General features: G+C 71.9%; 12 protein-coding genes and 1 pseudogene. 9 read left to right on the forward strand and 4 right to left on the reverse strand.

The features are described 5' to 3' along the window. Window positions 1-158: 158 nt before the first annotated feature. Together ACJX2R_RS15040 and ACJX2R_RS15045 are read right to left on the reverse strand one after the other, a co-directional pair. Window positions 159-1,058 carry an SCO1860 family LAETG-anchored protein gene (locus ACJX2R_RS15040; protein WP_413100524.1) on the reverse strand — a complete coding sequence of 300 codons (900 nt, stop codon included), beginning with the start codon at window positions 1,056-1,058 and terminating at the stop codon, window positions 159-161. Between the two features lie 277 nt (window positions 1,059-1,335). Next, window positions 1,336-2,445: an amidohydrolase family protein gene (locus ACJX2R_RS15045; RefSeq protein WP_262702655.1), complete on the reverse strand. Its 1,110-nt coding sequence runs from the start codon at window positions 2,443-2,445 to the stop codon at window positions 1,336-1,338. Between the two features lie 343 nt (window positions 2,446-2,788). Here ACJX2R_RS15045 and ACJX2R_RS15050 point away from each other — a divergent pair. The 6 genes and pseudogenes from ACJX2R_RS15050 to thpD form a co-directional block, all read left to right on the forward strand. Next, window positions 2,789-3,352: pseudogene (locus ACJX2R_RS15050) on the forward strand (SigE family RNA polymerase sigma factor); the annotation flags it as partial. A 143-nt stretch (window positions 3,353-3,495) separates the two neighbouring features. Next, window positions 3,496-4,341 carry a hypothetical protein gene (locus ACJX2R_RS15055; protein ID WP_413100525.1) on the forward strand — a complete coding sequence of 282 codons (846 nt, stop codon included), beginning with the start codon at window positions 3,496-3,498 and terminating at the stop codon, window positions 4,339-4,341. Window positions 4,342-4,660: 319 nt separating this feature from the next. Next, window positions 4,661-5,221: a diaminobutyrate acetyltransferase gene (ectA, locus tag ACJX2R_RS15060; protein ID WP_413100526.1), complete on the forward strand. Its 561-nt coding sequence runs from the start codon at window positions 4,661-4,663 to the stop codon at window positions 5,219-5,221. A 73-nt stretch (window positions 5,222-5,294) separates the two neighbouring features. Further along, complete coding sequence (gene ectB, locus ACJX2R_RS15065; RefSeq protein ID WP_413100527.1) at window positions 5,295-6,557, forward strand: diaminobutyrate--2-oxoglutarate transaminase; 1,263 nt, start codon at window positions 5,295-5,297, stop codon at window positions 6,555-6,557. Between the two features lie 43 nt (window positions 6,558-6,600). Further along, the gene (locus ACJX2R_RS15070) at window positions 6,601-7,005 is read left to right on the forward strand and encodes an ectoine synthase (protein ID WP_137977423.1); all 405 of its coding nucleotides are present in this window, start codon (window positions 6,601-6,603) and stop codon (window positions 7,003-7,005) included. 4 nt (window positions 7,006-7,009) lie between these two features. Then, entirely contained in the window at window positions 7,010-7,897 is an 888-nt protein-coding gene (thpD, locus tag ACJX2R_RS15075; RefSeq protein ID WP_262702660.1) for an ectoine hydroxylase, read from the forward strand. A 114-nt stretch (window positions 7,898-8,011) separates the two neighbouring features. Here thpD and ACJX2R_RS15080 read toward each other — a convergent pair whose 3' ends face one another. Together ACJX2R_RS15080 and ACJX2R_RS15085 are read right to left on the reverse strand one after the other, a co-directional pair. Further along, a complete protein-coding gene (locus ACJX2R_RS15080) occupies window positions 8,012-9,058 on the reverse strand; it encodes an aminotransferase class V-fold PLP-dependent enzyme (protein WP_413100528.1) in 1,047 nt (348 codons plus the stop codon). A 201-nt stretch (window positions 9,059-9,259) separates the two neighbouring features. Continuing rightward, window positions 9,260-10,795 (reverse strand): aldehyde dehydrogenase (NADP(+)), encoded by a 1,536-nt coding sequence (locus ACJX2R_RS15085; protein WP_413100529.1) that lies wholly within the window; start codon window positions 10,793-10,795, stop codon window positions 9,260-9,262. 135 nt (window positions 10,796-10,930) lie between these two features. On the opposite strand from ACJX2R_RS15085, the gene ACJX2R_RS15090 reads away from it, so the two are divergent. The 3 genes from ACJX2R_RS15090 to ACJX2R_RS15100 all read left to right on the forward strand — a co-directional run bounded on the left by ACJX2R_RS15090 (window position 10,931) and on the right by ACJX2R_RS15100 (window position 13,828). Further along, window positions 10,931-11,701: an IclR family transcriptional regulator gene (locus ACJX2R_RS15090; RefSeq protein ID WP_020872266.1), complete on the forward strand. Its 771-nt coding sequence runs from the start codon at window positions 10,931-10,933 to the stop codon at window positions 11,699-11,701. Between the two features lie 115 nt (window positions 11,702-11,816). Continuing rightward, the gene (locus ACJX2R_RS15095) at window positions 11,817-13,151 is read left to right on the forward strand and encodes a sensor histidine kinase (protein WP_413100530.1); all 1,335 of its coding nucleotides are present in this window, start codon (window positions 11,817-11,819) and stop codon (window positions 13,149-13,151) included. Further along, window positions 13,148-13,828, forward strand: a complete 681-nt coding sequence (locus tag ACJX2R_RS15100) for a response regulator (RefSeq protein WP_413100531.1) — start codon at window positions 13,148-13,150, stop codon at window positions 13,826-13,828. The genes ACJX2R_RS15095 and ACJX2R_RS15100 overlap by 4 nt, the downstream gene beginning before the upstream one ends. The last annotated feature ends 69 nt before the right edge of the window (window positions 13,829-13,897 follow it).

Genomic DNA, 13,897 nt, shown 5'->3' on the forward strand with positions numbered 1-13,897 from the left:
CCCCACGCGGCGCGGCGCGTGGAGCACGGTCAACTACGGCTCACCCGGGCCCTCATGAGCGGGCCCTGCGGCCGCACGCACCCATGCGTGCGGCCGCCCCGGCCCCGGCACCCGCGCCGGATGGCGCGGGTGCCGGGCCGAACGCCGGCGAACCAGCGTCAGGTGGCGTCGCCGCCGGTGGCGCCGGCTCGGCGGCGGCGGGCCAGGACGACGGCGCCACCGCCCACGGCGAGCAGCAGGGCGCCACCGGCCACCAGGTACGGCGTGGCCGAGCTGCCGCCGGTCTCGGCCAGGTGCTCCGGCTTGGGCTCCGGCTTGGTCTGGGAGCCCACGCTCGGGCTGGGCTCGACCGCCGCGGCCACGGGCGACTCACAGGTCGCCCGGGCGAGGGTGACCTGCCCCTCGACCTCCGAGACGTTCAGCTTGAGCGGGTTCACGGAGACCTTAAGGTTGAGGGCCGTGGCCGCCGCCGTGCGTGAGGTGGTGGCCGTCCGCGACAGGTCGAGCCGGACCTGGCCGAGCGACGGCACATCGACCGTGGTGGTGCCGCTCGTGCGCAAGGTGACCTTCTGACCGAGCACGCTGACGGCGCCGAGCAGGTTGGAGTGGGCGGTCGGCCGCTTCCCGACGGCGCACACCGCCTTCGAGGTCACCTGCTCGACCGTGATCAGCGGCACCGCGGCCAGGCCCGGGACATGCACCTGGGCGTTGACGAGGTTGGAGTACCCCTCGGCGCGCTGCTTGTCCGCGGCGGCCCGGGCGGTGGCCACATCGGCCCGCAGGACATTGAACGGCCGGCCCCCGTCCACGCCGTCCAAGGTCGCGCTGAGCGCCGTCTTGCTGGCGGTCGCGGGCGCTTGCACATCGTTCAACACGACCGAGAGCGGAGCATTGACGGTCTTGTTGAGCAGGGAGACATCGAGATTGGTGCGGAGCACGACCGCACCCGCCTTACCGGTGGTGGCACCGGTGTCGGCCTGCGCGGTCGTCGCGGGCAGCAGGCCCAGGACGGAGACCGCGGCAGCCGCAGTGGCGGCCGCCAGACGGCGGGTGGGCATGCCGAAGTAGGTGTTACTGGAACAGGACACGTGAGTTGACCCCCACAGGAGACATGGAGCCGCCGGCGCCTGCCGCGGGGGACTCCACGGGCGCCGACGGCCTCGACCACGCCATATTTGCGCACTGAGGGTAAACAGGCAGACACATGATGTCCGTTCATCCCAAAGGGTGTGGTTCGCCGCCCAGTTCGAACCACGTTCCCTTCCGGCACCCCTCGCCCCACCCGTCCCCACCCGTCCCCACCTGCCCCCGCCCGTATCGGCCCCAGGCGCCGCGTCAGCCGACGACCCGTCCCCGCAGCACCACCCGCCGCGGCGTCGTCAGCACCCGCACATCGGCGCACGGGTCCGCGTCGTAGACGACGAGATCGGCGGAGGCGCCCTCGGTGAGCCCCGGCCGCCCGAGCCAGTCCCGCGCTCCCCAGGTCGCCGCCGAGAGCGCGTCGCGGACCGGGATACCCGCCTTCACCAGCTCGGCGACCTCCTGCCCGACCAGCCCATGGGCCAGGCCGCCGCCCGCGTCCGTGCCGGTGTAGATCGGGATGCCCGCGTCGTAGGCCGCCCGCACCGTCTCGTAGCGGCGCGCGTGCAGCCGCCGCATATGGTCGGCCCAGCGCGGGAACCTCGCCTCGCCGCCCAGCGCCAGCCGGGGAAAGGTGGCGATGTTGACCAGGGTCGGCACGATCGCCACGCCCCGCTCGGCGAACAGCGGGATGGTCTCCTCGGTGAGCCCGGTGGCGTGCTCGACGCAGTCGATCCCCGCCTCGACCAGCGGAGCCAGGCTCTCCTCGGCGAAACAGTGCGCCGTGACCCGCGCGCCCAGCCGGTGCGCCTCCGCGATGGCCTCCTCGACCGCGCCGCGCGGCCAGCAGGACCCCAGGTCGCCGGTCTCCCGGTCGATCCAGTCGCCGACCAGCTTGACCCAGCCGTCGCCGCGCCGCGCCTCCGCGGCCACATAGGCGACCAGGTCCTCGGGCTCGATCTCATGCGCGTAGTTGCGGATGTAGCGCTTGGTGCGGGCGATATGGCGGCCGGCCCGGATGATGCGGGGCAGGTCCTCGCGGTCGTCGATCCAGCGGGTGTCGGCCGGCGATCCGGCGTCCCGCAGCAGCAGCGCCCCGGCGTCCCGGTCGGTCAGCGCCTGTTTCTCGCTCGTCGAGTCGTCCACCGCCCCATGGGCGTCGAGTCCCACATGGCAGTGGGCGTCGACGAGGCCGGGCAGCGCCCAGCCCTCGATCAGCCGGATGTCCCTGGCCCCGGAGGGCCGCTCGAAGGTGATCCTGCCGTCGACCACCCACAGCTCGTCCCGTACGTCCCCGGCAGCGTCGCCGGTGTCCGGTCCGACCAGGACCCGGCCCTTGATGTGGAGCACCGCGCTATCCCTCATGCAACGCACTGTACGAGACCGGGGCAGGGCGTTGACCGGCCAATTCCCCTCAGCGGGAACGGCGCCACTCGAACAACACGCAGAGCGCTGCTACGCTCACGCAACCCACCGGACGAGCGGCAGTGAGGAGGTCCTCGTGAGCGCTCCCGCCGATGACGCGGCCGCCTCGGGCACCGCGCGAGCCGTACGGATGGACGCGGCGCGCATGGCGGACCCGCCACGGGGTCCGGGGGCCCCGGGGCACATGTCCCCGCAGGCGCCCGACGCACCGGAGGGCCCCGACGGCTTACCCGCCGAAGCCCTATCGGCCGACGCCTTGTCCGCTGCCGCCCTACCGGCCGACGTGCCGCCCGCCGACGCCTTACCGGCCGATCCACAAGCCGAGTTCCGGGACTTCTTCGAGCGGCACCACGCCGAGCTGGCCCGCCTCGCCCATCTGCTGCTCGGCAGCTCCGACGGGGCGGACGACCTGGCGGCCGACGCTCTGGTGGCGGTCTGGCACCAGTGGGACCGGGTGCGGGCCGCCGACCACCCGGCCGCGTACGCCCGTGGTGTGGTCGCCAACCTGGCCCGGTCCCGGATCCGCAGTCTGGTGCGCGAACGGCGCCGTGTGGCGCTCTTCTCCTCGCAGCGCCCCGACCGCGTGGACGACCCGGATGTGTCCGCCGTGGTGGATGTGCAGGCCGCGCTGGTCCGGCTGCCGTTCCGCAAGCGCGCGTGTGTGGTGCTGCGCCACGCCTTCGACCTCTCCGAGCGGGAGACGGCCCGTACGCTGGGCATTTCGGTGGGCACGGTCAAGAGCCAGACCTCACGGGGCATCGCCGAGCTGGAGCGGCTGCTCGGCCCTCCGGACGGCGAGGACGAGGAGGAACTGTCCGCGGCGACCGAGCCCGAACGGACCGGACGGACGGTTCGAACGCTCCGCGCCGGAAACACGGGCCACACAGACCACATGAACCACACCAGTCACACGAGCCACACCGGTCACACAGGTCCAGCCCGCCACTCCGGTCATATAGGCCACGCCGGGCACGCAGGAGGGGGCAGTTGATGATCGAGCATCGCGAGCGCCCCGAGAGCCGCGGCCGCCCCGAGAGCCGCGACGTCGTCGCCGAGCTGCGTACGGCCGCCGCCTCCCATGAGCCGGACCGGATCCGGATGCTGGCCCGGGTCACGGCGGGCATGGCGGCCGACGACCGGCGCCGCGTCCCGCGGAGGAGCCCGCGCTGGACCCGGGTGGTGAGCCCGGTCGCCGGGCTGGCCGCGGCGGTCGCCGCGACGGGGATCGCGGTGGTGGCCACGGACGGTGCCGAGCGACCGCAGACGGTGCGCACCTCGAGCGAGCCAGCCGCGCCCCCGGCGGGCGCGGGCGCCGGCACGAGCAGCGCGGACGCGGACCGGCGGCCCGGGGACGAGCCGGACGCCGGGTCGCAGAGCGATGCTGAGCGGCACACGCCGAGCGCCTATCCCACCGCGGCCGGTCCAAACCACCTCGCCGAGCCGACCGTGCGATCCAAGGGCGCCATCAACACCCATTCCAATCCGTACTGGGCGCAGAGCGACATCACGCTCACCATCGGCAGGCCGCTGACCTCCCTGACGGTGGAGCTGCGGGTGGCGGACACCGGAGGTGTGCGGTCCACCGGGTCCTGGAGCTCGCTGCCGACCGGCGATGTGACCACCGCCACCCATGTCGAGGACGGTGTGCTGGTCTACCGCTGGACGCTCCGGAAGGGGGCGACCGTGCCCACGGGCCGGTATGTCTTCGCGGGGCAGTACAACCACGCCGAGGGCGACCGGGACACCGGCCGGGACGCGTACGCGGCCTCGGGCAACGGCGCCTCCGGGGCCTTCGCCGTGCGGGGCGACTTCCCTCAGTTCACCGTGGGAGATTGAATTCATGGCGGCTTGGCCAGAAATTCCCCGCGTTTTTCCGCTACTGCTTCCACATTCGTCTGCCCGCTTTTGTGATTCCTAAACACAAAATTTTTCACGAGATCCTGCCACCAAAATTCAAGCGGGTCACCGGCCAGTTACGCACATGTGACAGACTCCACATGCCATGCGCTATGACCCGGTAACTCCCCCACAAATCACCGCCTTTCGGCGAGCGGCCGCGCGTGCGCGCGCGGCCGCGTGATAACACATCGACCCCCTTTCACGTAACCCCCCACCACGATGCATTTTCTGATTCTGCTGGGTAAATTGAATTTGCATGACCGCCGCACAAGCAGACCTAGTCCGTAGCGAATTGGATTTGCCGGAGGGCCTGTCGCTCGACACCCCGCGCGTCGAGGACGGAGCCGCGATCTGGCGAATCGCCCGCGACTCCAAAACCCTGGACCTCAACTCCTCCTACAGCTACCTCCTGTGGTGCCGCGACTTCGCCGCCACATCCGTAGTGGCGCGCGACGCCGACGGCGGACCGGTCGGCTTCATCACCGGCTACGTCCGCCCCGAGCGCCCCGAGACCCTGGTCGTCTGGCAGGTCGCCGTCGACCACGCCTGGCGTGGCCGCGGACTGGCCGCCACCCTGCTGGACGGGCTGGTCAAGCGGGTCGCCGCGACGGGCGTCCGCGGCATCGAGACGACGATCACCCCGGACAACACCGCCTCGAAGCGGCTGTTCACCTCGTTCGCGGAACGGCACGAAGCCCCGCTCGAGCGTGAGGTGCTCTTCCACGGCGGTCTGTTCCCCGACGGTGCGCACGAGCCCGAGGTGCTCTACCGCATCGGTCCGCTCGGCCCGCTCGGCCCGAGCGCCGACCGGACCTGACCCCGACCTCGATCGACCCCCGATCCATCACCCCCTCCTCACCCCCCTCACACCCCTCTCCCAGGAGAACGCTGTGACCATCACCCCGCCCGCCCTGAGCGTCTTCGAGGCCCTGGAGTCGGAGGTGCGCAGCTACTGCCGCGGTTGGCCTGCTGTCTTCGACCGCGCGCAGGGCAGCCACATGTACGACGAGGACGGCCACACCTACCTCGACTTCTTCGCCGGGGCCGGATCGCTCAACTACGGCCACAACAACCCGGTGCTGAAACGGGCCCTGATCGACTACATCGAGCGTGACGGCGTCACCCACGGCCTGGACATGTCCACCACGGCCAAGCGCGCATTCCTCGAGTCGTTCCAGAACAACATCCTGCGGCCCCGCGACCTGCCCTACAAGGTCATGTTCCCGGGCCCGACCGGCACCAACGCCGTCGAGGCCGCGCTCAAACTGGCCCGTAAGGTCAAGGGCCGCGAGTCGATCGTCTCCTTCACCAACGCCTTCCACGGCATGTCGCTGGGCTCGCTGGCCGTGACCGGCAACGCCTTCAAGCGCGCCGGCGCGGGCATCCCGCTGGTCCACGGCACCCCGATGCCGTTCGACAACTACTTCGACGGCACGGTCGAGGACTTCCTGTGGTTCGAGCGGCTGCTGGAGGACCAGGGCTCCGGGCTCAACAAGCCCGCCGCCGTGATCGTCGAGACCGTGCAGGGCGAGGGCGGTATCAACGTGGCCCGGCCCGAGTGGCTGCGCGCCCTGGCCGAGCTGTGCGAGCGCCAGGACATGCTGCTGATCGTCGACGACATCCAGATGGGCTGCGGCCGTACCGGCGCCTTCTTCTCCTTCGAGGAGGCGGGCATCACCCCGGACATCGTGACCGTCTCCAAGTCCATCAGCGGCTACGGCATGCCGATGTCGCTCACCCTCTTCAAGCCCGAGCTGGACATTTGGGAGCCGGGCGAGCACAACGGCACGTTCCGCGGCAACAACCCCGCGTTCGTCACCGCCGCCGCCACCCTGGACACCTACTGGGCGGACGGCCAGATGGAGAAGCAGACCCTGGCCCGCGGCGAGCAGGTCGAGCAGGCCCTGCGCGCCATCTGCGAGGAGCAGTCCGGCGCCCACTTCCGCGGCCGTGGCCTGGTGTGGGGCATCGAGTTCGAGGACAAGCCGCGCGCCTCGGCGATCTGCAAGCGCGCCTTCGAACTCGGCCTGCTGGTCGAGACCTCCGGCCCCGAGAGCGAGGTCGTCAAGCTGCTGCCCGCGCTGACGATCTCCCCCGAAGACCTGGACGAGGGGCTGCGGACCCTCGCCCGCGCGGTCCGCGAGACCGCATAACCACCCTCCCGCACCGCAGAGAAGAGAAAGGCAAGATCTCACCGTGATCGTCCGATCCTTCAAGGACATCGAGGACACCGAGAGGCACATCAAGTCCAAGTCCGGCACCTGGGAGAGCAAGCGCATCGTGCTCGCCCGGGAGGGCGTCGGCTTCTCGCTCCACGAGACCATCCTCTACGCGGGCACCGAGACGTCGATGTGGTACGCCAACCACATCGAGGCGGTGCTGTGCGTCGAGGGTGAGGCCGAGCTCACCAACGACGAGACCGGTGAGAAGCACTGGATCACGCCCGGCACCATGTACTTGCTGGACGGGCACGAGAAGCACACAATGCGCCCCAAGACGGACTTCCGGTGCGTCTGTGTCTTCAACCCGCCGATCACCGGACGGGAGGACCATGATGAGAACGGCGTATACCCGCTGATCACCGAGACCGAGGAGGCATGATCCGATGACCACGGTCACTGACTTGTACCCGACCCGTGGTGCCGTGGAGGTGGCCACACCACGCGTGGACCCGGTGGTGTGGTCCGAGCCCGGGGCTCCGGGGCCGCTGCAACCGTCCGAGCTGAGCGATTTCGATCGCGACGGCTTCCTGGCGATCGACCAGCTGATCACTCCGGATGAGGTCGCGGTGTACCGCGCCGAACTGGACCGGCTGGTCACCGACCCGGACGTGCGCGCCGACGAACGCTCGATCATCGAGCCGAAGTCGAAGGACGTACGGTCGGTGTTCGAGGTGCATCGGATCAGCGAGGTCTTCGCGAACCTGGTGCGCGACCCGCGAGTGGTGGGTCGCGCGCGACAGATCCTGGGCTCGGACGTCTACGTCCACCAGAGCCGGATCAACGTCAAGCCGGGCTTCGGGGCCTCGGGCTTCTACTGGCACTCGGACTTCGAGACCTGGCATGCCGAGGACGGGCTGCCGAACATGCGGACCGTGTCGGTCTCGATCGCCCTGACCGAGAACTTCGACACCAACGGCGGCCTGATGATCATGCCGGGCTCGCACCGCACCTTCCTCGGCTGTGAAGGAGCCACGCCGAAGGACAACTACAAGCGGTCGCTTCAGATGCAGGACGCCGGCATCCCGTCGAACGAGGCCCTCACCGGCTTCGCCGACAAGCACGGCATCAAGCTGTTCACCGGCCTGGCCGGGTCGGCGACGTGGTTCGACTGCAACTGCATGCACGGGTCCGGCGACAACATCACGCCGTACTCCCGCAGCAATGTGTTCATCGTGTTCAACAGCGTGGAGAACACGGCGGTCGAGCCGTTCGCCGCACCGGTCCGCCGGCCGGAGTTCATCGGCGCGAGGGACTTCACGCCGGTACGGTGACGACCGCCGTGCGATGACGTGACGTCCGTGATCTGAGGGAAGCCGGAGCACCCCGGCTTCCCTCAGGTTTTTGTGCCGCTTCTTGCGCCGCGCATCCCCCGTACCGGGACCCGCTCAGCCGGACAGCCGCTCCAGCAGCCGGTCCACATCGGCCACGGTGTTGTACAGGTGGAAGGAGGCGCGGAGGTTCCCGGCCCGCGCCGAGACATGCACCTCCGCCTCCGCCAGCCGGGACGCGGCGTCGCCCAGGCCCGGTACGGAGACGATGGCCGAGCCGGGGGCGGCCACGGGCCGGTGGCCGAGTGCGACGACCCCGTCCCGGAAGCGGTCGGCGAGCGCGCGGTCATGCGCGGCGATGGCCTCGGTGCCCAGCTCCTCGATCAGCCCGAGCGAGTGCCGGGCCGCGACGTACGCGTACATGCTCGGGCTCTCGTCGAAGCGCCGTGCGGAGTGGGCGAGTTCCTCCACCGGGCCGTAGCAGCTGTCCCAGGGCTTCTCGCCCGCGACCCAGCCCGCGAAGACGGGGGTGAGTTCGCCGAGGTCCTCGGGCACGGTCAGGAAGGCGGCCCCACGCGGGCACATCAGCCACTTGTAGGCCACACAGACCGTGTAGTCGGCCTCGGCGGCGTTCACCGGGAACCAGCCCGCCGCCTGGCTGATGTCCACCAGTGTGCGGGCCCCGTGGGTCCGGGCGGCCTCCCGGATGGCGGCGAGGTCGGCGATCCGCCCGTCCGCCGACTGGACCGCGCTCACGGCCACCAGCGCCGTACCGGGCCGCACCGCATCCGCGATCTCCTCCAGCGGCACGATGCGCAGCTTGAGGTCGGCGCGGACGGCGAAGGGGTTGACGAGGGAGCTGAAGTCGCCGTCGGCCACCAGGACTTCGGCCCCGGGCGGCAGCGAGGTCGCGATCATCCCCGCGTACACGGCGACCGAGCTGCCGGCCGCGACGCGCCGGGCCGGTACGCCGACGAGCCGGGCGTAGGCGGCGCGGCTCGCCTCGACCGCCTCGAAGGACACGTCGGCGATGGGCTGTCCGGCGGCCGAGCCGTCGAGGACCGCCTTCACGGCGGCTACGGAACGTGCGGGGATCAGACCGCTGGACGCGGTGGTGAGATACGTCGTGTGTGGCGCGAATTCGGCGCCCGCCAGGCTCTCCATGTCCATCCACTATGGGACGGGCACACCCCGGCGTCCATCGCGTTTCCGTGTCGGATGCCTTCAAGCGATCCTTATACATACCCGCTGACCAGCGGCGATTCCAATGGCTTGGGCGGCGCCGGGGTGAACGCCGATGTGAATCGGCCGCCGGACGCACGGGTCAGATCCGCGGGTCCGGCGGCCGAGCCGTCGTTCCGGGGGTCAGCCGCGCTGCTCCCGGACGCCGTTGATCCGCCGCGGCAGCTCCAGCGGGTTCTCGTCGCGCAGTTCCGGCGGCAGCAGGGCGGGCGGGGTGTCCTGGTACGCGACCGGCCGCAGCCAGCGCTCCACGGCGGTGCCGCCGACCGAGGTGGAGGTGGAGGTGGTGGCCGGGTAGGGGCCGCCGTGGTGCTGGGCCGGGGCGACCGCGACACCGGTCGGCCAGCCGTTGACCAGGACCCGGCCGGCCAGCGGGGTCAGCTCGGCGATCAGCTCACCGGCCCGGCCCTCGGCGCCCTCGCCCTCGGCGGCGGAGAGGTGGACGGTGGCGGTGAGGTTGCCCGGGAGCCGCCCGAGCACCGCGCTGATCTCGTCGTCGCTCTCGTAGCGCGCCACGACGGTCACCGGGCCGAAGCACTCCTCCAGCAGCACATCGTGCGGGCCGCCCTCGGCGAGCCGCCGCGCCGGGACGGTCAGGAAACCCGCGCTGACCGTGTGCTCACCGCCGGATCCCGGGGTGACCGGGGCCTCCACGTCCGCCAGTTCGACGCGCTCCTTGATCCCGGCGACGAAGTTGTCCCGCATCCGGTGGTCGAGCAGGACCCCGGCGTCGGTGTTGCTGACCGCGTCGGTGAGGGACTTCAGCAGGCCGTCGCCCGCCGGGCCGGCCGGGGCCAGCACAAAGCCGGGCTTGGTGCAGAACTGGCCGACGCCCAGCGTCATGGAGCCCGCCAGCCCCGCGCCGATCTGGTCGCCGCGCTCGTTCGCCGCGGCCTCGGTGACCACGACCGGGTTGAGGCTGCCCAGTTCGCCGTGGAAGGGGATCGGCACCGGCCGGGAGGCCGCCGCGTCGTGCAGGGCGCGGCCGCCGCGGACCGAGCCGGTGAACCCGGCGGCGGCGATCAGCGGATGCTTGACCAGCTCAAGGCCCGCGTCGAAGCCGTGCACCACCGCGATCACATCGGCGGGCACCCCGACCCGCTCGGCGGCGCGGCGCAGCGCGGAGGCGGCCACCTCGGAGGTGGCGGGGTGGTCGGGGTGGGCCTTGACGATCACCGGGCAGCCCGCGGCGAGGGCGCTCGCGGTGTCCCCGCCGGGCACGGAGAAGGCGAGCGGGAAGTTGCTCGCGGCGTAGACGGCGACGACGCCGAGCGGCAGCTTGTAGCGGCGCAGATCGGGCCAGGGCGGGGTCTGGGTGGCGTCGGCGTGGTCGATGCGGACGTCGAGGAAGGCGCCCTCGTCCACGATGGCCGCGAACGACCGCAGCTGGTAGGTGGTGCGGGCGAGTTCGCCGGTGAGCCGGGCGGGGCCGAGGGCGGTCTCCGCGTCGGCGGCCTCGACCAGCTGGTCACGGGCCTCGTCGAGCAGATCGGCGGCGGTGCGCAGCAGGGCGGCGCGCACCGCACGGTCGGCCAGGGAGCCGCGCGCGGCGTGGGCCGCGCGCACCACGCGGTCGACCTCCTCCGCCGTGGCTTCGACCGCTACCTGCTCACGCTGCTTTCCGGTTCGGGGGTCGACGCTCCACACTGGTGCTGACACCGCGGATTCCTCCTGCTGTGGTGTTACCGCTGCTTGCGTCACACACATCGACGGTGTTCGATATGCTGAACGCTGTCCCGGGTGATGAATTTCCCCTCGGGACTCTATGGCTGGTCGAACAGAGGGGTCAAGGCGATGTCAGCTGCCGAGACGGGCGGGGCCCAGGTCAAATCGGCGGTCCGCACGGTCGAACTGCTGGAGTTCTTCGCCGGGCGGCCCGGGATGCACAGCCTCGCCGCGGTCCAGGAGGCCGTCGGCTATCCCAAGTCGAGCCTCTACATGCTGCTGCGCACCCTGGTGGAGCTCGGCTGGGTGGAGACCGACGCCACCGGCACCCGCTACGGGATCGGGGTGCGCGCCCTCCTCGTCGGCACCTCCTACATCGACGGCGACGAGGTCGTGGCCGCCGCCCGCCCCACCCTGGACCGGCTCTCCGACGACACCACCGAGACCATCCACCTCGCCCGGCTCGACGGCACCAATGTCGTCTACCTCGCCACCCGGCAGTCGCAGCACTATCTGCGCCCCTTCACCCGCGTCGGCCGCCGGCTGCCCGCCCACTCCACCTCGCTGGGCAAGGCGCTGCTGGCCACGTACTCCGACGAGCAGGTGCGCAAGCTGCTGCCGGAGACGCTGAGCCAGCTCACCGAGCACACCATCACCGACCGCGAGAAGCTGATCGAGGAGCTGCACCTCATCCGGGAGCAGGGGTACGCGGTGGACCGCGAGGAGAACACCCTGGGCCTGCGCTGCTTCGGCATCGCCATCCCGTACCGCACCCCCTCGCGCGACGCCATCAGCTGCTCGGTGCCGGTGGCCCGGCTCACCCCCACCCATGAGCAGATGATCAAGGACGCCCTGTTCGACGCCCGGGACCGGCTCACCCTCGCGACGCGCCGCCTCTGACCCACGGGAGGAGGGTCCCCTCCCCACGGGAGGAGGGTCCCCTCCACCGGACGGCGGAGGGAGATCGTCGGGCGGGGTGACGCGCGGCGCCCGCCGCACCGGGAGGCTGGTGGCCATGGCCCAGACCCAGCCCGGCACCCGCGAATCTGCCCTACGCTGTGCGGATGACCGTCGGATTGCCCCGGTGACCGGGGCGTGGTGGCGGCGGGCGGTCCGGGCGGTGGTCGGCCGCCGGACCCAGCTGCGCTGGGTCCATCTGGTGCTCGGCGGCGCCCTGCTGATGCCGTACTACCTGCTGACCACCGTGGTCTTCGCGATGCTGGCCCATGGGGCCGATCCCTTCACCTCCCTGGGCTGGCAGCTGGGCACCTTCGCCTCGGCCCTGCCGCTGGCCGCGCCGACCGCGCTCCTGCCGCTGGTACGGCCCCTGGAGGCCACCGCCGCGCGCTCGCTGTGCGGGCTGCCGGAGTCCGCGGAGCTCGCGGCCGGGCCCGCCGGTTCATGGGACGCGCGCGCCCGCACCGCGCTCTGGTACGGGCTGCACCTGGCCATCGGCGGGCTGGTCAGCGGGCTCTTCCTGTCCCTGCTGCCCGCCTCGGCGCTGCTGGTCGCGCTGCCGTTCACCGATGATTCGTACGCCGACGGGCTGGGCTGGCCGGACGCGTTCGGCTCGACCCCCACCGCGCTGGCGCCCCTGGCCGGGGTGGCGCTGCTGGCCATGCTCATGGGGATCGCCGCGGCCGCCGGGGCGCTGCTGGCCCGCTGTGCGCCCGCGCTGCTCGGCCCGTCCCCCGCCGAGCGGCTCGCCGCCGCCGAGCGGCGGGCCGCCCGGCTCGCCTCCCGCAACCAGCTCGCCCGTGAACTGCACGACTCGGTCGGCCACGCACTGAGCGCGGTGACCCTCCAGGCGAGCGCGGCCCGTAAGGTCCTCGACTCCGATCCGGACTTCGCCCGGGAGGCGCTGGCGGCCATCGAGGAGACCACCCGGGACGCGGTCGGCGAACTCGACAGCGTGCTGGGGCTGTTACGGGAAGGGGAGGCCGCCCCGGCCACCGTCCCCTCCCCCACCCTGATGGACCTGGACGGGCTGCTCGCCCGCACCCGGGCCGCGGGCGTCGCCGTCGAGCTGACGGCCCCCGGCACGCTGGACCGGCTGCCGCCCGTGGTCTCCCGCGAGGCGTACCGCATCGTCCAGGAAGGGCTCAGCAACGCGCTGCGCCACGCGGGCCGGGTGCCGGTGCGGCTCCGGATCGCAGAGGACCGGAAGAAAGTGGAGATCACGATGGAGAACCCGGTGGACGGAACCCCCCGGGCGCGGACCGCCGGCGGCGGCCGCGGGCTGCGCGGCATCACCGAGCGGGTCACCCTGCTGCGCGGCACCTGCGCCTGGGACACCGTGGACGGCGTCTGGCGGCTCACGGTCCGGCTCCCGGTGGAGGCGTCCCGGTGAGCACCCCGGCGTCCCCCTTGCGCATCGTGCTCGTCGACGATGAGCGGATGGTGCGCAGCGCGCTGCGCGCGATCCTCTCCAGCGAGCCGGACCTGGAGGTCGTGGGCGAGGCAGGAAGCGGCGCCGAGGCCGTGCCGGTGGTCCGTGAACTGCGCCCGGACGTGGTGCTGATGGACGTCCGGATGCCCGATGTGGACGGCATCCGCGCCACCGAGCGGATCCTGGGCACCGTACCGGACCCGCCGCGCGTCATCGTGGTCACGACGTTCGAGAACGACAGCTATGTGTACGACGCGCTGCGCGCCGGGGCCAGTGGCTTCCTGCTCAAGCGGGCCCGCGCGGCGGAGCTGGTACAGGCGGTGCGGGTGGTGGCGCGCAGCGATTCGCTGCTGTTCCCGGCCGCGGTGCGGGCGCTGGCCGCCGAGCACGGCGCCGCCCGCGGCCCGGACCGCGAGGCGACGGCGCGGGCGCTGCGCGACCGGCTCTCCGAGCGGGAGGCCGTGGTGCTGCGGCTGATGACCGACGGGCTGTCCAACTCCGAGATCGCGACCCGGATGGCGGTGGGCCCGGCCACCGTCAAGACTCATGTGGGGGCGGTGCTCACCAAGCTGGGGGTGCGGGACCGCACCCAGGCGGTGATCGCCGCGTACGAAAGCGGCTTCGTCACGCCGGGCTGACATCCGGCGGCGGGGGTGGTCTGCTGTGACGGGTCGGCCGAACGGGCGGACGAGCAGGAGGAGCAGACG

It is taken from the genome of Streptomyces sp. Inha503, from assembly GCF_047215865.1.
In the GTDB taxonomy this organism is placed as follows: Bacteria; Actinomycetota; Actinomycetes; order Streptomycetales; family Streptomycetaceae; genus Streptomyces; species Streptomyces lycopersici.

What these genes read in the sequence shown, in the direction of transcription:
- ACJX2R_RS15040 (WP_413100524.1), bottom strand. Translation starts at nt 1,058, where the DNA reads ATGCCCACCCGCCGTCTGGCGGCCGCCACTGCGGCTGCCGCGGTCTCC.
- ACJX2R_RS15045 (WP_262702655.1), bottom strand. Translation starts at nt 2,445, where the DNA reads ATGAGGGATAGCGCGGTGCTCCACATCAAGGGCCGGGTCCTGGTCGGA.
- ACJX2R_RS15055 (WP_413100525.1), top strand. Translation starts at nt 3,496, where the DNA reads ATGATCGAGCATCGCGAGCGCCCCGAGAGCCGCGGCCGCCCCGAGAGC.
- ectA (WP_413100526.1), top strand. Translation starts at nt 4,661, where the DNA reads ATGACCGCCGCACAAGCAGACCTAGTCCGTAGCGAATTGGATTTGCCG.
- thpD (WP_262702660.1), top strand. Translation starts at nt 7,010, where the DNA reads ATGACCACGGTCACTGACTTGTACCCGACCCGTGGTGCCGTGGAGGTG.
- ACJX2R_RS15080 (WP_413100528.1), bottom strand. Translation starts at nt 9,058, where the DNA reads ATGGAGAGCCTGGCGGGCGCCGAATTCGCGCCACACACGACGTATCTC.
- ACJX2R_RS15090 (WP_020872266.1), top strand. Translation starts at nt 10,931, where the DNA reads ATGTCAGCTGCCGAGACGGGCGGGGCCCAGGTCAAATCGGCGGTCCGC.
- ACJX2R_RS15095 (WP_413100530.1), top strand. Translation starts at nt 11,817, where the DNA reads ATGGCCCAGACCCAGCCCGGCACCCGCGAATCTGCCCTACGCTGTGCG.